20 protein-coding genes, 1 other RNA gene and 1 pseudogene are annotated in these 20,063 nt (G+C 40.8%); all 22 read left to right on the top strand.

What is annotated here, in order from left to right; genetic code table 11:
- Positions 1–196: 196 nt before the first annotated feature.
- Complete coding sequence (locus DW738_RS07160) at positions 197–841, top strand: HAD family hydrolase (RefSeq protein ID WP_031575622.1); 645 nt, start codon at positions 197–199, stop codon at positions 839–841.
- A gap of 541 nt (positions 842–1,382) precedes the next feature.
- Positions 1,383–2,960 (top strand): ABC transporter ATP-binding protein, encoded by a 1,578-nt coding sequence (locus tag DW738_RS07150; protein WP_003016812.1) that lies wholly within the window; start codon positions 1,383–1,385, stop codon positions 2,958–2,960.
- 302 nt (positions 2,961–3,262) lie between these two features.
- A complete protein-coding gene (gene tadA, locus DW738_RS07145) occupies positions 3,263–3,772 on the top strand; it encodes a tRNA adenosine(34) deaminase TadA (RefSeq protein ID WP_195327022.1) in 510 nt (169 codons plus the stop codon).
- Between the two features lie 41 nt (positions 3,773–3,813).
- An RNA gene (ffs, locus tag DW738_RS07140) (signal recognition particle sRNA small type) lies at positions 3,814–3,899 on the top strand.
- A 327-nt stretch (positions 3,900–4,226) separates the two neighbouring features.
- A complete protein-coding gene (locus tag DW738_RS07135) occupies positions 4,227–5,576 on the top strand; it encodes a glucose-6-phosphate isomerase (RefSeq protein ID WP_008808173.1) in 1,350 nt (449 codons plus the stop codon).
- Positions 5,577–5,762: 186 nt separating this feature from the next.
- Positions 5,763–6,563 (top strand): SDR family oxidoreductase, encoded by an 801-nt coding sequence (locus DW738_RS07130; RefSeq protein WP_001000837.1) that lies wholly within the window; start codon positions 5,763–5,765, stop codon positions 6,561–6,563.
- Between the two features lie 62 nt (positions 6,564–6,625).
- The gene (locus tag DW738_RS07125; RefSeq protein WP_123160683.1) at positions 6,626–8,452 is read left to right on the top strand and encodes a PRD domain-containing protein; all 1,827 of its coding nucleotides are present in this window, start codon (positions 6,626–6,628) and stop codon (positions 8,450–8,452) included.
- Complete coding sequence (locus DW738_RS07120) at positions 8,452–8,949, top strand: transcriptional regulator GutM (protein WP_023024627.1); 498 nt, start codon at positions 8,452–8,454, stop codon at positions 8,947–8,949. The genes DW738_RS07125 and DW738_RS07120 overlap by 1 nt, the downstream gene beginning before the upstream one ends.
- Positions 8,946–9,488 (top strand): PTS glucitol/sorbitol transporter subunit IIC, encoded by a 543-nt coding sequence (locus tag DW738_RS07115; RefSeq protein ID WP_023024625.1) that lies wholly within the window; start codon positions 8,946–8,948, stop codon positions 9,486–9,488. Before DW738_RS07120 ends, DW738_RS07115 begins: the two co-directional genes overlap by 4 nt.
- Positions 9,489–9,504: 16 nt before the next feature.
- The gene (locus tag DW738_RS07110; protein ID WP_020992831.1) at positions 9,505–10,485 is read left to right on the top strand and encodes a PTS glucitol/sorbitol transporter subunit IIB; all 981 of its coding nucleotides are present in this window, start codon (positions 9,505–9,507) and stop codon (positions 10,483–10,485) included.
- 98 nt (positions 10,486–10,583) lie between these two features.
- A complete protein-coding gene (locus DW738_RS07105; protein WP_008808177.1) occupies positions 10,584–10,955 on the top strand; it encodes a PTS glucitol/sorbitol transporter subunit IIA in 372 nt (123 codons plus the stop codon).
- A 440-nt stretch (positions 10,956–11,395) separates the two neighbouring features.
- Positions 11,396–11,872 (top strand): annotated as a pseudogene (pgi, locus tag DW738_RS07100) (glucose-6-phosphate isomerase); the annotation flags it as partial.
- Between the two features lie 183 nt (positions 11,873–12,055).
- Positions 12,056–13,270 carry a hypothetical protein gene (locus DW738_RS07095; protein WP_123160682.1) on the top strand — a complete coding sequence of 405 codons (1,215 nt, stop codon included), beginning with the start codon at positions 12,056–12,058 and terminating at the stop codon, positions 13,268–13,270.
- A gap of 21 nt (positions 13,271–13,291) precedes the next feature.
- The gene (locus DW738_RS07090) at positions 13,292–14,089 is read left to right on the top strand and encodes a hypothetical protein (RefSeq protein ID WP_023027341.1); all 798 of its coding nucleotides are present in this window, start codon (positions 13,292–13,294) and stop codon (positions 14,087–14,089) included.
- Positions 14,090–14,386: 297 nt separating this feature from the next.
- Positions 14,387–15,028, top strand: a complete 642-nt coding sequence (locus DW738_RS07085; protein ID WP_243634256.1) for a hypothetical protein — start codon at positions 14,387–14,389, stop codon at positions 15,026–15,028.
- 10 nt (positions 15,029–15,038) lie between these two features.
- Positions 15,039–15,776 (top strand): hypothetical protein, encoded by a 738-nt coding sequence (locus DW738_RS07080; RefSeq protein WP_123160680.1) that lies wholly within the window; start codon positions 15,039–15,041, stop codon positions 15,774–15,776.
- A 21-nt stretch (positions 15,777–15,797) separates the two neighbouring features.
- Positions 15,798–16,229 carry a hypothetical protein gene (locus DW738_RS10420; RefSeq protein ID WP_243634255.1) on the top strand — a complete coding sequence of 144 codons (432 nt, stop codon included), beginning with the start codon at positions 15,798–15,800 and terminating at the stop codon, positions 16,227–16,229.
- Between the two features lie 3 nt (positions 16,230–16,232).
- Positions 16,233–16,778, top strand: a complete 546-nt coding sequence (locus tag DW738_RS10415; RefSeq protein WP_243634254.1) for a hypothetical protein — start codon at positions 16,233–16,235, stop codon at positions 16,776–16,778.
- Positions 16,779–16,942: 164 nt separating this feature from the next.
- The gene (gene dapD, locus DW738_RS07070) at positions 16,943–17,641 is read left to right on the top strand and encodes a 2,3,4,5-tetrahydropyridine-2,6-dicarboxylate N-acetyltransferase (RefSeq protein ID WP_117744784.1); all 699 of its coding nucleotides are present in this window, start codon (positions 16,943–16,945) and stop codon (positions 17,639–17,641) included.
- Positions 17,642–17,701: 60 nt separating this feature from the next.
- Positions 17,702–18,835, top strand: a complete 1,134-nt coding sequence (locus DW738_RS07065; RefSeq protein ID WP_123160679.1) for an N-acetyldiaminopimelate deacetylase — start codon at positions 17,702–17,704, stop codon at positions 18,833–18,835.
- Positions 18,836–18,847: 12 nt separating this feature from the next.
- Complete coding sequence (locus DW738_RS07060) at positions 18,848–19,387, top strand: 5-formyltetrahydrofolate cyclo-ligase (protein WP_123160678.1); 540 nt, start codon at positions 18,848–18,850, stop codon at positions 19,385–19,387.
- The gene (locus DW738_RS07055) at positions 19,371–20,045 is read left to right on the top strand and encodes a rhomboid family intramembrane serine protease (protein ID WP_117744781.1); all 675 of its coding nucleotides are present in this window, start codon (positions 19,371–19,373) and stop codon (positions 20,043–20,045) included. Before DW738_RS07060 ends, DW738_RS07055 begins: the two co-directional genes overlap by 17 nt.
- Positions 20,046–20,063: the final 18 nt, after the last annotated feature.

The raw sequence follows: 20,063 nt of genomic DNA, 5'->3' as shown, positions 1-20,063 counted from the left end.
GTGGGACAGAAATCGGTCATTCGTTAGAATTCGATTTCATCGTCCCACCTCCGCACAGTTGAGTAGGGCTGTAAAAGCTGATGAAATCAGCGTAGTAGAGCCCACTCAACCACTGCGTCTTGCTCGACAATCCAAAGACAATTGAGAGGCTAGGACTTTTGTCCCAGCCTCTTTTTGAAAGCAGAAAGAGGAAAAAATGTATCAAACGATTTTATTTGACCTAGACGGCACCTTGACCAATTCAGAACTAGGGATTACCAACTCGGTGGCCTATGCCTTAGGAAAATATGGGATTCAAGTGCCAGACAAGAAAGCATTGAGAGTTTTCATCGGTCCGCCCTTGCAGGAGTCTTTTGAGCGCTTTTATGGATTTTCTAAGGAAGAATGTTTAAAGGCCATTGACTACTATCATGAGTATTTTTCCGAAAAAGGCCTTTATGAAAATGAGGTCTATCTAGGCGTTCCTGACTTGCTGGCTTCTCTCAAGCAGGCTGGCAAACAGTTGATTGTAGCTACGTCAAAGCCTGAAGAATTTTCCATTCAAATTCTCAAACACTTTGGTTTGTATGATTATTTTGACTTTGTCGCTGGTGCGACCATGGATAGAAAACGTAGTAAAAAAAGCGATGTTATCCAGTATGCCTTGGAGCAAAATGGGATTACAGATTTGGCGCATACCATCATGATTGGAGACAGGGAGCACGATGTGCTTGGCGCTCAAGCGCAAAAGTTTGATTCTATCGGTGTCCTTTATGGCTTTGGAAGCAGGGAAGAATTGGAAGAAGCCGGCGCCACCTATATTGCTCAAGAAGTTGGCGAAATTGCAGCTTTTATAGGATAACCTTTTCCAAAATATTAAAAGTTGGAACTTTTCTAATCTGCTGAATATTGCTTTATTTAATATTTCTATCGGTGTATACTTACTGTAGGTTAAGTCACACAGATTAAGAGGTGATAATATGAATTTGTCACGATATATATTAAAATATAGTACTGATGATGGTACGTTGTATTTTAATACTAAAACCAATCATTCATTTTTTCTTACGAATGAATTGAATAGAGTAGTCGACAGCAATGATGTGATTAGGAAAGAGTTTCATGCTTATCTTGATAAAAATAAATATTTAAGTGAGGGTGAGTATGAGGTCGAAAAGTATCTATCTAAAATAAGCGATACAGATGCTGAATTATTGGAACTAACAATTTTGACACATGGAGATTGTAATTTTCGGTGAAGGTTAAAGTGAATAACAAATTCGATGACAAAATGAATGCTAAACCTAGAGTATTTAACTATAATTGTGATTGTAAATAATCACGATTTTAAATAAATTAGAGAAGAGGGTTGTGCTAGCCCTCTATTTTGATGGATGATAATTATGAGAAATATTTATAAGTACATTGATAAGAAGTATCTTTTTCCTATTTTTTTAGGGCGTATTGTGAATAGTGGTTTGGTGTTGGCGCAACCTCTGATTTTAACGAAGGCCTTGAAGTTAGATCAAGACGGCCTTTCTTATGGAAAAATTCTCAATTTTGTTTTATTTGGTTTGTCTGTCTATCTTGTTATTTATAGTCTGATGCTGTTTTCAAACTATTCGCACAATATATTCCGAAGAGAAATCAACAAAAGTGTCCGTGCCCTTTTATTTAAGAAAGTCATATTGAATCCTAAATTTTCCAATGATGAAAAAGTTAGTCTGCTAACTCAAGATATGGAATATGTGGGCGATAATTATTTGGAAAATATAAATGTTATGGTGAGTTGGGGATTTGTCGCCCTTGTTACAGCCATTTATATTGTTTCACAAAATTTTCTCTTAGGACTTATTTTTGTCATTTTTACGATTATGAGACCTATTCCTCAGTTCATCATGAATCGTCGTTTACAAGATTCGGGAGACAGCTGGTCCAAGCTTAGAACGAAATTACATGGGCTTGTCTCGGATAGTATGCAAGGCAGCCAAACCTTACGGATTAATCAGGCCATGAGGCTGAATGAAGAGCGCGTGAATGATTTAAACGGAGAATATCAAAAAGCCATCCAAAGATTTTGTTTCACACATAATATTATTTTTTTCTTTAATGGATTTATGGTCTTTTTTAGTCAGGTTGTTCCTCTTGCTTTAGGCTTTTATTTGAGTTTACAGGGAAATTCTATTTCTATTACAAGCCTCATCTCTATGTATGTTGCTGCGGGGATGCTGGTAGAACCGATCCAAACTCTGATGTACAGTGCAGCCAATCTCCAAGGTGCCTTGCCGACTGCGAACCGCCTGTTTAAGATTATCGAGGAAGAACCTGATTTCGAAGAGACAAAGGATCAATTTGTTGAAAATCTCGAATCGTTGCGCTTAAATCATATTTCAAAAAGTTTTGCTGAACGTCAGCTTTTTTCTGATTTGACGGCGACGATTTCAGTAGGTCAGAAGGTCTTAATCAAAGGACCGAGCGGGTCTGGAAAGACGACTCTTTTTCGCTTGATTTTAGGAGAAGAAGTATGTGATGAGGGTGACATTTTCGTTCAGTATGATGGAAATCAAATAACGAGTCATTTCCAAGGGAATATCGGTTTAATTAGCCAGCATCCCTTCCTGTTTAACGATACTATCCGCTATAATCTAACTTTTGGTCAGCCTTTTCAGGACCATGAATTATTGGAGGTATTGGACCGAGTTGGCTTAATAGATGAATTTCAGGATATTTTGAATGTAGAAATTCATAATAATGGTGAAAACATTTCAGGAGGTCAGCGTGTCAGATTAGAGTTGGCTCGTTTTCTCTTACGCGAGAAGGATATTTTATTAGCGGACGAAGTGACATCAGCTTTGGACGAAAAAAATAGTCGTCTGGTTAGAGACCTAATCTTTTCTTTGCCGATCACGGTACTAGAAATAGCCCATCATATTGATGAAGAAGAGCGCTATGACCAAATCCTTGAGTTACGTAAAGGATGAGCGATGCCACAATAGTTGGTTCTGCGACAAAGCGGATAGTAGTAAGCCAGCAATTTGTCAGATATTTTTGAGATTCTAAGTGGTGATATTTCCAAAATCATCAATACTCAGAGAACTTAAGCTTTATTTAAGATAGGCCAGCTATACTAGAAGCATAAACAAAGACCTCCTAACTTTGTTTAAACCTCCTAAACTTTTTCATAATAATCTCCCATAAGAGTCGCCCAATCGGCGGCTTTTTTTGTGAGTCGTAAGCTGCCTATGGTATAATGAACAAAGAAACTAAAAGGAAGAAGGAAGAGATGGACTACACGATAGAGGAAAAAGCGATGTTTATGAGGGAAGCCCTGAAGGAGGCGGAGATTGCCCTCGCCAATGATGAAATACCGATTGGCTGTGTCTTGGTCAAGGATGGTCAGATTATCGGGCGTGGACATAATGCGCGTGAGGAGCTGCAGCGGGCGGTCATGCATGCGGAAATCATGGCGATCGAGGAAGCCAATCAGCATGAAGAGAGCTGGCGTTTGCTGGATACGACTCTGTTTGTGACCATTGAACCCTGTGTCATGTGTAGTGGTGCCATTGGTCTAGCTCGGATTCCCCAGGTGATTTACGGGGCGACCAATCAGAAGTTTGGCGGAGCAGGAAGTCTCTACGACATTTTGACAGATGAGCGCCTCAATCACCGGGTGGAAGTGGAAACAGGAATCTTGGAAGCAGAATGTGCAGCCATCATGCAGACCTTCTTCCGCCAAGGTCGAGAACGAAAAAAACAAGCCAAGCTCGCAGCTAAGGCCGAAACACAAGAATAAAAACCAGACCTTTGCAAAATCCACAATTTATGATATAATACCTATCGGAGCAACAGTTCTGCGTGAAGCGGGTCAGGGGAGGAATCCAGCAGCCCTAAGCGAAGTGAGCTGTGTGCTCTTTTTCTATTGCTCTTGATGAGTCAAGCCTAAAAGGTGCAGATGAATATTGGAGCAGCGAATCTAGTTTGAACGGACCTGAAATGAATTCAGCTGACATCCAATCTTAAGAAGCATATTTGTTTTCTTGTCAATCAAAATTGTTCTTCTCAATAGGCCTAAATAGGCCTAAAATTTGTTGACTTACACAAACGATTGCTCTCGGTTATGTCCTAAGGTTAGCTTATTTAGAAAAATAGTATAGAATACAAATGTAAACGTTTTAAAATAGCGAAAGCACTTGCTTATTTTTTCTTAAAGCGTTATCATAAAAGAAAAGAACAATTGGAGGATAAACATGTCACATATTAAATTTGACTACTCAAAGGTGTTAGATAAATTTGTAGCACCACATGAACTAGATTATATGCAGCCTCAAGTGACTGCTGCAGATTCTGCTCTGCGAAATGGTACAGGTCCTGGGGCAGAAATGACTGGCTGGTTGAACTTGCCTGAAGAATATGACAAAGATGAATTTGCTCGTATTCAAAAGGCTGCTGCTAAAATCCAATCTGATAGTGAGGTATTGATCGTAATCGGTATTGGTGGTTCCTATTTAGGAGCTCGTGCAGCTATTGATTTCTTGAATAATTCTTTTGTAAATCTACAAAGCAAGGAAGAACGCAAGGCACCTCAAATCCTCTATGCTGGAAATTCTATTTCTTCAAGCTATTTGGCTGATTTGGTAGACTATGTATCAGACAAAGATTTCTCTGTCAACGTTATTTCTAAGTCAGGAACGACTACAGAGCCTGCTATTGCTTTCCGTGTCTTCAAAGAACTCTTGGTTAAGAAGTATGGTCAGGAAGAAGCAAATAAACGGATTTATGCAACTACAGACCGCGCTAAAGGTGCAGTTAAGGTTGAAGCAGATGCTAATGGCTGGGATACTTTTGTAGTGCCTGATAGTGTAGGTGGTCGTTTTACAGTATTGACAGCAGTGGGACTCTTGCCAATCGCAGCTGCAGGGGCTGATATCAGCAAGTTAATGGAAGGAGCAAATGCTGCTCGCAAGGCTTATGCTTCTGATAAGTTGGCTGAAAATGAAGCATATCAATATGCAGTTGTACGCAATATCTTGTACCGTAAAGGTTATCTGACAGAAGTTCTAGCTAACTATGAACCATCTCTACAATACTTCTCTGAGTGGTGGAAGCAACTGGCTGGTGAGTCAGAAGGGAAAGACCAAAAAGGGATTTACCCAACTTCAGCCAACTTCTCAACAGACTTGCACTCTCTGGGACAATTTATCCAGGAAGGTACCCGTATCCTCTTTGAAACAGTTGTACGTGTAGATAAACCTCGCAAAAATGTGCTGATTCCTGAATTGGCAGAAGACTTGGACGGTCTTGGCTACTTGCAAGGAAAAGATGTTGACTTTGTCAATAAAAAAGCTACAGATGGAGTGCTGTTAGCACACACTGATGGTGGAGTTCCAAATATGTTTGTGACACTGCCTGAGCAAGATGAGTTCACTTTGGGCTACACTATTTACTTCTTTGAGTTGGCTATTGCTCTTTCTGGCTACCTGAATGGTATCAATCCATTTGACCAGCCTGGAGTTGAGGCTTATAAGAAAAACATGTTTGCCCTTCTTGGAAAACCAGGCTTTGAAGAGCTGGGTGCTGAGTTGAATGCACGCCTTTGATTCTTATATGCCTTGAGTTCATTTAGAGTATAAAAAGAGATCCACAAGTTCATTTCTTGTGGATTTTTTAGTACAAGCCTCTTAATTAGTTTATTATTTTTTTGAACTGTGTAAAAAAGAGTGTCTTAATTCATTTATGAAAGCGCTGTATAATTGCCTTGTAAATAAAATTTGAGAGGTATCAAAATGAATGATTGGTTAAACATAAAAGGCAAAACAGTTCTTGTGACTGGCGCGTCATCTGGGATCGGTAAGGCAATCGTTGAAGAATTGCTGGAATTAGGTGTCAACGTAGCGAATTTCGATCTTAGCGACAACGATTTGCGTCATCCAAATCTATTATTTGTAAAAGTTGATGTAACTTCTCGCTCTGAAGTAGAAGAGGGTGTTGCCAAAATAGTTGAAAGATTTGGCAATATTGATGCAGTGGTCAATAATGCAGGGATTAATATCCCTAGATTATTAATCGATGCAGAAAATCCTAAAGGTCCTTACGAATTGGACGATGAGACGTTCGAAAAAGTAACGATGATTAATCAAAAAGGTTTGTATCTGGTTAGTCAGGCAGTGGGACGTATTTTAGTGAAAAATGGAAAAGGTGTAATTGTGAACATGGCTTCAGAAGCAGGCTTGGAAGGTTCTGAAGGACAAAGTGCCTATGCTGCCACAAAAGCAGCAGTCTATAGTTACACTCGTTCATGGGCAAAAGAGCTGGGTAAGCATGGTGTACGTGTGGTTGGAATTGCTCCAGGAATTATGGAAGCTACGGGACTTCGAACTCTTTCTTATGAGGAAGCTCTTGCTTATACCCGTGGAAAGACGGTAGAAGATATTCGAGCTGGTTATGCTTCAACTTCAACAACTCCTTTGGGACGAAGTGGTAAACTACGGGAAGTAGCTGACCTTGTAGCATTCTATATTTCAGACCGTTCTAGCTATATAACTGGAGTCACTACAAATATTGCCGGAGGGAAAACTCGCGGTTAAAAAAATGAAGGTGAGGAAGAGAGTTGACCATAGTAAATCGATGGTATAATATTTTAGAAAAAATGGTCTCACAGCCAACTTATTCCTTGGTAGATATGCGCTCAGAGCTGGATATTAGTATGCAAACCTTGCAAAAGAGTATCCAACAATTAAATGATGTTTTGGCTCCGAGTATCCAGATTATCTCACAAGATGATCAGTTAATGTTAGAGGTGTATGACTATACTGAGTTGGAAAGGATTTTATCTGGTAGTTTAAAACGGGAGAGTGACTTCAATTCTTCCAGTAAAAGAATTGCCTATTTACTAAAACGTTTAATTGAGTCAACCTCCCCTCTTCTTATTGACGACTTGGCTGAGGAAGCAGGTGTTAGTAGAAGTACCCTTAATAAGGATTTAAAACAAGTAAAATCTTTGGCAGAGAGTTACTCTATCACTATTTCAGGAAAGCCCAACCGTGGGCTGGAGGTCTTGGGGTCCGAGCTGAATTTGCGCTTGCTCTATATTCACCAAGTGGCCCCTTACTTTGAAGGAAAGACACTCACCGAGGCAACATCTTCTTTTCTGGAGACGCTACTCCAGGAGTATAAAATCCCGAAAGAAACAAAGGAACTCCTTCGAAAGACAATTTCAATTATGGTGGAGCGTATTCATGCATCTAGGGTGTTGAGTTGCCCTATTCCTTACTATAGGAATGATTTAACAGAGACACCTTTGGTTGAAAAATTAATCTATCATATTGAGATGACTTATAAGATTTCCCTCAGTCAGTTTGAGATAGACTTTTTGTGTTTTCCGTTTAATATCCGTTTTATTGACACTTTAAGCAAGCCGTCTTATCAATCTGAACAGCTTGCAAACATTTTTCAAGGGATTGTCAAGAAAGTCAAAGAAACAATGTTGGTTAACTTTGATGATGAAGAATTATTTGAAGAAATCAAGTCTCATCTAGGCTCCTTAATCAATCGACTGATTTTCCATGTGCAAGCTAATGATATATTCCATGGCGAGGTTCAAACTCAATATCCTTTTGCTTTTGAAATGGCGAAAATTGCTGGAGAAGAACTATCTGCAATTTTTGGTTCTGAATTGGAATTATCTGAAATCGGATATCTGGCTTTGTATTTTGAAATGATTTTAAGAAAGCAAAACTCTGTTGTAAATGGTTCTCGCAAGCAGATAGCTGTAGTTTGCACAACAGGAAGAGGAACTGCTGCGATGATTATTCAGCAACTCAGACGAATTCTTGGAAATGATGTAGACATTACTCAGTATTCTGAAGAGGATTTTAATCTGGATTTGAATCAGGACTATTTCGCGATTTTTACGACAGTTCCTCTAAAATATAAAGATTCTAAATCTCCAGTCATTCAAGTTAATCATCTTTTTGATGATCAATGGCTGCAGGAAGAATGGCAGAGGGCCAATGCTTTTCATCAAAAAAATCTAGAAACAGTCAGCTTACGTTTTCTTCGGTTGAGTCCCCAAAAAACCTATCAGCAATACTTGCTAAATATGGTTGCAGAGTTAGAGAAACTTCAGATGATTGATGAAGGTTTTAGAAATCGGATAATTGATAGGGATAAAAAACAATCAACCATTTTTGGTGGAGGAATTGCCTTCCCCCATACAATTAACCAGGGTTATGCAAAAACTATTTTAATGTTTGGAAAGCTAGAAGAGCCCTATCAAAAAGGAGATGATTGGATTGAATTTATCTTTCTAGTCGCCATTCCCTCAGAAATTGAAAGCAAAATGGAGAGTGAATTGCTGGAATTGTATGACGACATTTTTCGAATTGCAGGAGAGCCTTCTCTAAAAGAAGCATTGAGGGCTGTAGAAACAGAGACAGAGTTTCTATCATTTTCTAAGAGCAAAGGAGTATTTTAATGAATTCGCTAATAATTTTCGCTGTATTTATCATGGCAGCTTATATATTTCAAATGTTCCTCGGCTGGCAGCAACTCAAAGACTTCAATAAGACCTATACGATGCTCCGAAGACTGGGGCGCGTAGCGATTGGCAGGAAGTCCGGAAGAATCAAATCCGGTACGATTGTCATGTTCGCGGTTGATGAAAACGGTCGGGTTCTTAAAGCTAGCAAAATGCAAGGAGTCACAATCTTAGCACGTTTTCAAAATATGGACGATTATGTTGGAGAAGACATCCATTATTTTGACAAGTATAATCCTCTTGTGAGAAAAGAAAATAAGTTGATGCAATCAGCCATAGAAGATGCTAGAAAAGTCTATCTTTGGCATGAGGCAGGTATTGAGAAAGAGACAAGTTCATCTGATTCTTTTCTGGGATTCGGCTTTTATGCGAATTACTTACAATTATCTATTAAACAGTTATTAAAAAAAAATAAGAAAGGGAGTTCCTTATGAATCACATTACAAATTTTGCAGAGAGTTTTATGAAACTCTTCCAATTAGGTGGAGAAACCTTTATTAGCTGGATGACAAATATTGTACCGCTTGTCTTAATGCTATTGATTGCAATGAATACCCTTATCGCTTTCTTGGGAGAAGAGAAGGTCAATTCCCTGGCTAAGATTTCTGCCAAAAATCCTGTTAGCCGGTATATGATTTTACCTTTCATTTCAGCCTTTATGCTGGGGAATCCGATGGCAATCAGTATGGGACGTTTCTTACCAGAATATTATAAACCTAGTTTTGTAGCAGCTCAGATGCAGTTCTGCCATACTTCAAATGGTGTATTTCCGCATATCAATCCTGGGGAATTGTTTGTATGGATGGGAATTGCAACAGGAATTCAAACTTTAGGTTTAAGTCAAATGGACTTAGCCATTCGTTACATGCTTGTTGGGCTTGTCATGAACTTTGTAGGCGGTTGGGTGACCGATTTTACAACTGCTTATGTAGCAAAACAGCAAGGTGTTACCTTGAGTAAAACATTTGATTGATAGAAAGAGTGAAATTATGTCATATAAGAGTATAAAAGTTGTTAAAGGAAATGGCGGTTTCGGAGGACCTTTGGTCATTACACCTAGTGAAGCTAAGCATAAATTCATCTATATCACTGGCGGAGGAGAAAAGCCAGATATTGTAGATAAAATTGCTGATTTGACCGGTATGGAAGCTGTTAATGGGTTTAAAACTTCTATCCCAGATGAGGAAATTGCTTTAGCAATCGTGGATTGTGGCGGTACTCTTCGCTGTGGTATTTATCCTAAAAAGGGGATCCCTACAATAAATATTGTCGCTACAGGGAAAAGTGGGCCTCTAGCTCAATATATAACCGAGGAAATCTATGTGTCAGCAGTTGGTCTTAATCAAATTTCTGCTGCTAATGAAGACGAAAAAGCGACAACTGTGGTAACAGAAAAGCCAACTTACGATACTAGTAAAAAAATTACAGAGCAAAAAGCTGAAACAAGTATTGTAGCAAGAATTGGGATGGGTGCTGGGAAGGTCGTTGCGACTTTCAACCAGGCTGCTCGTGAAGCCATACAAACAATGCTCAATACGATCATTCCTTTCATGGCCTTTGTTTCCTTGCTGATTGGGGTTATTCAAGGTTCAGGTGTTGGAAATTGGCTGGCAAAATTAATGGTTCCCCTAGCTGGGAACATCTGGGGACTCATTTTGATTGGCTTTATCTGTTCCTTGCCATTCCTATCTCCTTTGTTAGGCCCCGGAGCTGTTATCAGTCAGATTATTGGAACCTTAATTGGAGTTGAAATCGGCAAAGGGAATATTCCGCCCCAAATGGCTCTGCCAGCTATATTTGCTATCAACACTCAAAACGGTTGTGATTTCATTCCTGTAGCACTCGGTCTATCTGAAGCCAAGGCTGAAACAGTTGAGGTTGGTGTCCCTTCTGTGCTTTATTCACGCTTTCTCAATGGTGTTCCGCGGGTGCTAGTAGCTTGGATAGCTAGTATTGGCCTTTATCAGTAGACCTTTGATAGATGCACGTAAATATAGCAACTATTATGTTAAACTTATCTACAAACATAAGTTTATGACAGATTTGAGAAAGGATGAATAGGAATTAGATGAAGAAAATTTTTGAAGCTAAAGTAATTCAAGTGGGGCCTGAAGCTCAGAATATGATTCAAGACGCTAATATGCTCATTTTATTTGGAGAAGAAGCTCCAGAAGACTTAGCAGAGTATTGTTTTAAAATCGATAACAAAAATCTTCTAGGTGCAATACTAGAAGGTGGAAAGCTGGTCGTAGATAGTCAGGAATATTCGATTACTGCAGTAGGAAATGTAGTAGAAAAAAATTTAACTGGACTGGGCCATATCACTATTTCTTTTGATGGTTCAAAAGAGGGCAGCCTGCCGGGCACTCTCCATGTTGCAGCAGACCAAGCAGTAGTAATTGAAAAGGACTCTACCATTCAGATTTTCGAAACTGCTTGACCATAACAAAATTTAAAATCAAGCAATTTAGAAAAATAAAAGTCTAAAAAATTGATTCAGAGCTTGGACAAAAAGTCCAGGCTTCTGGGTCTAAATTAGAAAAAATAGATGACGCAGTGGTTGATTGGCATCTTCCTTCGCTTTTTAAGCCCCAAAGATTGCCTGATCAACTGTGCGGGGGTGGGAAGATGAACTTTTTAACTTGTTTGAAGTTCTTTCCCACTCCCTTTTTGATAGGGAAAATAATTTATGTTTTAATATTGTAAAATTTGTCATTGTTTTTCAATGTTTTCGCAATATGACAAATCAACAAAATTTATAAGGATAAAAACATGCCAGAAAAAGACGGTCAGGGTCAAGCGCAAAGAGCTTGAAGTCAATCAAACTAGCCAGCCAGTGCAAGGGAATTTCCAGCAGATGCATCCATAAGGGGTGCCTGAACAGAAGGGAAAGACCAAAAAGGGATTTACCCAACTTCAGCTAACTTCTCAACAGACTTGCACTCATTGGGTCAATTTATCCAAGAAGGAACTCGTATCATGTTTGAAACAGTTGTCCGTGTTGACAAACCTCGTAAGAACGTGATCATCCCTACTTTGGAAGAAGATCTTGATGGACTTGGATACCTTCAAGGAAAAGACGTTGACTTCGTTAACAAAAAAGCAACTGACGGTGTTCTTCTTGCCCGCACAGACGGTGACGTGCCAAACATGTACGTGACTCTTCCTGAGCAAGACGCCTTTACTCTTGGTTACACTATCTACTTCTTCGAATTAGCCATTGCCCTTTCAGGTTACTTGAACGCGATCAACCCATTTGACCAACCAGGTGTTGAAGCATACAAACGCAACATGTTTGCCCTTCTTGGTAAACCAGGATTTGAAGAATTGAGCAAAGAATTGAACGCTCGTCTTTAATCGACAGACAAAACGATCTCGAAAGAGGTCGTTTTTTAATCGCTTTCAATATCTCAGAATGAGGTGGAAAAGTAGACGGTTTTATGATATAGTAGAACTACGATATTTATACTTTGCACGTCAAACTATGGCCACAAAAAGTGGGGAGGATGATGGGCGAAGGTTCTTAGTAAAGGAGAGATTATGACAACAGAAGACAAGACACCTTTTGGAACACAAGAGGGACAAACTGTCCAAGAACCTTTTGGAGCACAAGAGGGACAAACTGTTCAAGAACCTTTTGGAGCACAAGAGGGACAAACTGTTCAAGAACCTTTTGGAGCACAAAATGAACAAACCGTTCAACCACCTCTTGAAGCCCAAACTGGTCAAAGCGTTCAAGAACCTTTTGGAGCACAAGGAGGGCAGACTGTTCAAGAACCTTTTGGAGCACAAAATGGTCAAACAGCTTATGAGCCATTTGGCGCACCAGGAGCGCAAGCCTTTCAACAGTCTTCTCCAGTAGAAGGACCACAAGCTGGAGGGCAGGGACAATTTTTCCAAAACCAAGCTCCTCAGGTAGAAAACAATCCTTTCTACCAACAAGGGAACCCTCAAGCCTTCCAATCGCAATGGAATGTTCAGCCAAAACCGAAGCGTGGATGGACGAAAATTGTTGTCTTTTCCCTTCTTGCACTTGTTCTTGGTGGATTAATTGGTGGCGGTGCTGGCTATTTCTGGGGAAATTCATCTAAGCCTCAAGCAGATGCTAATCGAACAAAACGCTTAGAACTCGCTAATGAAGAAGCAAAGAAGGTAAAAAACAGCTTCATTACAGAAAAGAAGGAGACTGTTTTCACCTGGACTCTTAAAGACCTTGCTACCTTGAGTTATACCAACAAGGATGGTTATGGGTTGACTGCTGATCAGATTGTTGAAACCTATGGATTGGCTTCCAGTGTAGAGTATGATAAGAATAGCCTTACTCTTTATTGGGATCGCGCAAAGAATGCTGAACATCAGAATGTTTATTTCCGATTTGAAAAAGTTGATGGCAATTATTATTTGAAAACTGTGGAAGCTTTTGACTTAGAAGAATTCTATGCAGACGAAGAAGACGATGAAGATGAAGATACTTCTGCAAATCGTGAGTTGAGTACAAAAGAATTCAAAAATCTGAAAACAGGAGATAAGAAAACTGGTGAAGGTGGAACTTCCCTATCAGAAGTTTTGAAAAAGCATAAATCAAATGTTGTCCGAATTGGAACAGAAACAAAAATGACTGAGGACGGAGAAAAGTATGACTCTACTCGTGTTATTGCAACCGTAAACTTTAAGGTCGGTGACGATTATAAGACATTGCGCTTCTTAGCACAACCAGATGGAGATTTCTTATACATTGGTCCAGAACGTTATTAATATAGAGGAGATAGATGAAAGATGAATATGAATCAATCACAGGCACCATTTGGTGTGCCAGAAACTGGTAATCAAAAGAAGCCAGGGAAAGGTCTGTTAATCGCTTGTGTTAGTGTTTTTGCAGTCTTAGGAGTCATTGCAGGTCTATTTCTTGGTCGTTCTTTTGGTGCAGCAAATGCTAAAAGTAGCGAACCAGCCCTTCACCCAACAGCTAACGCAGGAGAATCAAAACGAGATCAGGCTGGTAAGTATATTGATCCGGAAGAAGCAGAATTTTCTTGGAACATTGATGATTTAGCTGATTTGGAGTTTGGTACATACGAAACTCCAGATTTAGGAACAAGCATTGAAGATGTTGTGGATGTACATGGCAAAGCTTTGAAAGGCACGTTTAGAAAAGATAAAATTGATTTAGAATGGGGCGAGTTACAAGAAGATCAGGATGATACGCTGACTAGTTATCGTACTGTTCGTGAAATGCGCCTTACGTTTCAGAAGAAAGGAGACAATTACTATTTAAAAAACCTCTATTATTTAGGGAATCATAAAGAAGCTGAGGACGATTTTATGACCTCATCTTACTATGATAAACTGAAAGTGGGAGATGCTAAAACTGGTAAGGATGGAGTATCCTACAAGGAAGTGATTAAGGATCATACTATTTCTAGTCTTTCAATGTCTGCAGATGAAGACTATAAAACTAAAGATATTGTTACTACAATGACAGTAAATATAAAATCCTCAAGTTCTTCTGAATATAGGTTGACTTTTGTGAGACAATCTGATGGAGATTTCCTTTTATCTGAAAAAAAATTATGATGAAGAAGGGGCTCTTCATTCATTCTTTTCGAAAGAGGTAAGGGAGGAAAAATCCATTCACCTAAAACCCTAAAAAGATCTGGAATGGCATTTTCAGATCTTTTTCTGTTCTAGCGGGGACGAGCTATTTATGGTATAGTAGAATATGTTGCCAAAGGAAATAGGTGTGAACAGTTGGACGGAAAGGGATACAGATACGATCGCAGAATGGATAATGTAAAGGAAATAACAAGAAAACATCTGAAGACCCTCTTAGCTTTCATCCAAAAAAGAGGGATTCTTTTAGGGATCCTCGCAATGTTGGGAGTAGGATATGGGCTTGCTGCTTCTGGGAGTCCACAAGACCAGCTAAATCCAGACCAGCAAGTGACCTTTCGTAAGGAAGAAGCTTATCTGCAGGCCTTCCTGGCGAAATCAGATCGACCAGAAGTTGGGGTGCATTTGGAGGAATTGCTAGAATTTAAAATAGGAGATGGGACTGGTGAGCTAAGCACCAAGGGGACGACACCGGAGACCCTGGTCAAAAAATTAGGGGGAGCCAAGCAAGCTCGGCTGGAGTCAAAAGCTAGAACGCAGCTCCTTCGTCTCAGCTATGGAACGACACAAGATGGTCGAGATAGATACCAATTTGAATTTACCCATATGAAGGATGGCTACTATCTAACAGCTATTCAGGGCTATCAACCAACCTCTAAGCAGAATATAGAAAGTAAACAGCTGAAAAAGGCAGCCTTGACCAGTCTTGCTAGTGGGAAAGAGAAAACAAGCATGAAACTAGAAGACATTTTACAAAAGGTTGGCTTGCCACAATCATTACTTTTGAATCATAAGGATGGAAAGACAGTTTTGGTCTTGACCTACCGTGCACAAGAGGGGCTGGTCTTTCTCACTTTGCAACCCCAAAAAGATACTCGCTATCATCTAGTCAAGGTCGAATAAGGAGGAGTAAATGGATACAGTCATCAAGAAGCTAAAAATTCCTGCTCTCCTGCTGGTAGCGCTCCTCTTAGGGATGGGTCTAGAGGTCCTTAGTCATCCGCCGAAAAATTCTAGAGCCATAAATGAAATAAGGAACTTATCAACTTTTAAAGCGAAAGAATTTCAAGGGGAGCGACTCTTAAAAGAAACGAATGAAAAAAAGGATTCGCCATGGACCTTGGATCAGATCGAACATTTCCCTCTGTCGATAAAGAACCAAAATGGTAGCCTAAAGCAGACTGGAAGTCGCTTGGAGACCCTTCTGAAGGAGATGGGACATCCGCAAGAGAAAGTACTCATTCAATCTGTAGCAAGCAAGCAACCCAGTCTCTCCTTGCTCTATCGATGGGACGACAGAGGCAAGGGAGCCTCCATCCGTTTACTTTTCAGCAAGGGGGATGATGGTAGCTATCTGTTAGAAGAGATCGACGCGAGTCTGGCCAATCTCGATCGGGATGGAAAAAAAGTTTTTTCAGAAAAAGTTTATCAGAGCTTAGAACCTGGAGAAAAGATAGATTTGAAGGCACTTCTAGGCAGCTATCAGGGCTTACAATCCCTTGTCCGACACCAAATCGGCCCTGATCAGGAAGGCTTTCAACTGTCCTATCAGGATGAGAAGGGGAAAACTTATTTATTGGAGTTTAAACAGGTAGAGGATTCCTATTACTTGTTGCATAAGAGTCAACCAGACTCTAAAAAACAAATGTAAGTAAATAGAAGGGAAAATGGAATGGAAAAAGGTAGGCAGGTTCAAAGAGAATGGTCTAGGTTCCCAAGTAGGAATAGGGAAGTATCTGAGGTCTTTTCAGATCGTGGACCTGAAGGAGAAGCTTTTGAAAGTCCCAGTCTTCGGAGCTATCAAAAAGGAGTGAAGAGAAGCGTCCGTAAGGATGCTTTTCGAGGAGCAGGCATGCCTCGTTTTGGTTCGCTTTTTGCAGTTGCTGTGGGAATGGTTCTCATCTTTAGTCTCTTAATTGTAGCTCTTGGTTATGTAAGCAGTTCTCTCGATAAGACAGAAAAGGATACCCCAGTAAGTAAGAAACAGGATCGTCATTCTTTCAGTTCGACATCCTCTAGCTCATCATCTGCCTCCTCTAGCCAAACATCAGAATCTTCTAGCTTAACAAAAGAAGAGAAGAGTGAGTCAGATAAGAAATTGTGACAATTGACTGCTGATAATTCCCCCTATATAGATGGTGATAATGGGATTCGTGACTTTAATTTTGACGAGTTATTGGTTCTCAGTCAAAAAAACAAATTATCCAATGTGACCGCTGAAGAACTTGTGAATCAGTATGGAAAAGCTAAAAGAGGTTATTTTTCTAATGTAAGTGCAGACAAACGGGGAATTACCTTACAATATGAACTACCGGATAATCGTGGAAATGTCAGTTTTAATCTAATGGGACATGACAATGAGTATAGGGTCACTAATATCTATATGGGATATTACGCTAATTCTTTAGGAGAACCAACCAAAACAACAGAAGAATTTAGAGCTCTCTTTTCTCAAAATGGACAGGAAATTCATGACGTTATTTCTCAAATGGGAACTCCTGAAGTTACACATTTTTCCATCTCATCTTCTCAGAAAGTATACTCCTGCACCCTCTCCTATTCAACGGTAGATAATGAACAAGTTTCCCTAAATTTCGAGGAAAACTCTGATCAGTGGTATCTAAAAGGAATAGCTGTTAAAAAGAAACCATAGCGTGATTTTGGGAGATAGTACAAAGATACATTAGGATTTTAAGATTACTTCGTCTGCCAGTTATTTAAAGGACTCTTGAAATTATGCTATAATAGTAAAATCAAAGAGTTCGAAAGAAGCTCGTCTTCCTAGAGGACTGACTACATAGAACAAGAGGTATTGCCATGACTGCACAAAAAATGACTGCACAAGAGATTATCGCCTTTATCGGGAATGCAGAAAAGAAAACCAATGTAAAAGTAACCTTTGAAGGGGAACTGGCAGGAGATCTTCCAGCATCCGTTGTAAAATTAGGCAATGTCCTATTTGGAGATTGGAAAGAGATTGAGCCCCTTCTTGCCAACTTAACAGAAAACAAAGACTATATCGTAGAGCAAGATGGTCGCAATTCGGCGGTACCTTTGCTGGACAAGCGTTATTTGAATGCTCGGATTGAACCTGGTGCGATCATTCGAGACCAGGTGACCATTGAAGACAATGCGGTGATCATGATGGGAGCCGTCATCAATATCGGTGCTGAAATTGGTGCAGGGACCATGATCGATATGGGAGCTATTCTTGGTGGCCGTGCAACGGTTGGTAAAAACAGCCACATCGGAGCAGGAGCGGTCCTAGCTGGTGTCATTGAGCCAGCCTCTGCAGAACCAGTCCGAATCGGGGATAACGTTTTGGTGGGAGCCAATGCCGTCGTCATCGAAGGGGTTCAAGTTGGCAATGGCTCCGTCGTAGCGGCAGGTGCGATTGTTACCCAGGATGTGCCTGAAAATGTAGTGGTAGCCGGTGTACCTGCGCGCGTGATCAAGACTATTGATGAACAGACGCAACAAAAAACAGCACTTGAGGATGCCTTGCGTAACCTTTAAGAGTATAGAAGTAGGAAGCTGGGGGATACCTCGGCTTCTTCTCAAAAGAGGGAGACGGATATGACACTTGATTTAGTAAAGATTCGACGGGACCTGCATCAAATCCCAGAAATTGGACTAGAAGAATTTAAAACACAAGCCTATCTTTTGGAGCGCATTGCAGAAATCACCGAGGGAAAAGAATTCGTCGAGCAGCGGACCTGGCGGACGGGGATCCTGGTTTTTCTGAAAGGATCCAATCCAGAAAAGACCATTGGCTGGAGGACGGATATCGATGGCCTGCCCATTATCGAGCAAACTGGCCTTGACTTTGCCTCCCGCCACGAAGGTCGGATGCATGCCTGTGGCCATGATGTTCATATGACCTTAGCCTTGGGCTTGTTGGAGCAATTGGTTCAAGAACAGCCGAAGAACAATCTCTTATTCCTCTTTCAACCGGCCGAGGAAAATGAAGCTGGAGGCATGCTTATGTATGAAGATGGGGCCTTTGGAGATTGGTTGCCTGATCAATTCTACGGCCTCCATGTTCGTCCGGACTTAAAGGTAGGCGAAATCGCGACCAATCGGGGGACGCTCTTTGCAGGGACCTGTGAAGTGAAGCTGACCTTTAAAGGAAAAGGTGGACACGCTGCTTTTCCGCATGAAGCCAAGGATGCCCTAGTCGCTGCTAGCTATTTTGTCACTCAAGTTCAAACCATTGTCAGCCGTAATGTCGATCCTATTGAGGGGGCAGTTGTGACCTTCGGTTCCATGCATGCGGGGACGACCAATAACGTCATTGCAGAAACGGCCTTTCTGCATGGGACCATCCGGACCCTGACCATGGAAATGAACCTCTTGACCCAGAAACGACTCGAGACGATTGCGAGAGGGGTTGCAGATGCTTTTGATATGGACCTAGAGTTGGAACTCAAGCAAGGGGGCTATTTGCCGGTGGAAAACAATCCAGACTTGGCAGATGAATTGATGACTTTCTTTGATCAAGCAGAAGATGTGACCTTGATGGATATCCTACCCGCCATGACCGGAGAGGATTTTGGTTATCTCTTGTCAAAAGTGGATGGAGTCATGTTCTGGTTGGGAGTGGACAGTCCTTATGCCCTTCATCACCCTCAGATGAGTCCCAAGGAAGAAACCCTGCACTTTGGTGTCAAAGCCATTAGTCCTTTCTTAAAAATGAAAGCCAACCAATAAAGAGAGATGGAAATGAAAGCAAGTATTCGAAAAAGTATATTGAAGAAGATGAAAGGCTTGGAGCCGGAGAACAAGCGAAAGGCTGATCAAGCCTTGATCCAGCGGTTGCGCTCTTTGTCAGTTTACCAAGAAGCAAGCGTTATAGCGACCTATTTATCCTTCCCGCATGAGGTGGATACGAGTTTTCTGATTGATGCAGCTCAAGCTGATGGCAAGCAGGTCGTCATTCCAAAAACCTATCCAAAAGGACGCATGGAATTTGTAGTCTATGATCCGCAGAAGTTGAAACAAACATCCTTTGGCCTCTTGGAACCAGAGGATGGGGCTCAAGTGGTAGATCAGTCGGAGATTGACCTGATCCATGTTCCTGGAGTGGCCTTTCAAAAGGATGGCTACCGTCTGGGTTATGGAGGAGGGTATTACGATCGCTATTTGGCAGATTTCGACGGAGCGACCGTCAGCACCATCTATGCTTGCCAAGAAGCAGACTTTTCACCTGCTCCCCATGATATCCCTGTTAAGGAGGTTCTAGTGGATGAATCAACTATTTGATAAGAAATACCCAGTGACCAGTAGCTTGCTTCTATTAACAACCGGCGTTTTTCTATCCATGTTGCTGGTTCGTGGCTTTAACTATGAATCTGTCCAGACTGTTTATGATTTTGGGGGTGTCATAGGAGCTGAAATTCAGGTAGACCCGAGTCAGAGCTGGCGTTTGCTTGCTGCCATGTTTGTTCATATTGGCTTGCAACATTTTGTTTTAAACATGGTTACCCTCTATTTTCTCGGAAGAATCGCAGAGGATTTATTTGGCTCCAAAGCTTTTCTAGTCCTTTACATCTTATCAGGTTTAATGGGCAATCTTTTTGTGATGACCTTTTCTCCAGAAGTCGTCGCAGCTGGGGCTTCTACCGCCTTGTTCGGCATCTTTGGGGCCATTGCCAGTTTGCGCTTCATTGCTCGGAGTCCCTACATTCAGTATCTGAGCCAAAGTTATACTTCATTGATCCTGGTCAATATCCTCTTTAGCTTTATGCCGGGGATTAGTCTGGCAGGTCACTTAGGAGGCTTGGTAGGAGGAGGGATTCTAGCCTTTGTCTTTCCAGTCTATGGTGAGCGAGATAGCGTGAAAAAAACTTGGCGCTTGGGAGCTCTGCTCCTTTATATAGCTGGAGCCACCCTTCTTTATGCATGGGCTCTTATGTCTTAGTCTTTCCAAGGATTTGTA

Source organism: Streptococcus sp. AM28-20 (genome assembly GCF_003603595.1).
Taxonomy (GTDB): Bacteria; Bacillota; Bacilli; order Lactobacillales; family Streptococcaceae; genus Streptococcus; species Streptococcus ilei.
The sequence above is the reverse complement of the archived record's forward strand: the minus strand, read 5'-3'. Positions and strand labels throughout refer to the sequence as shown.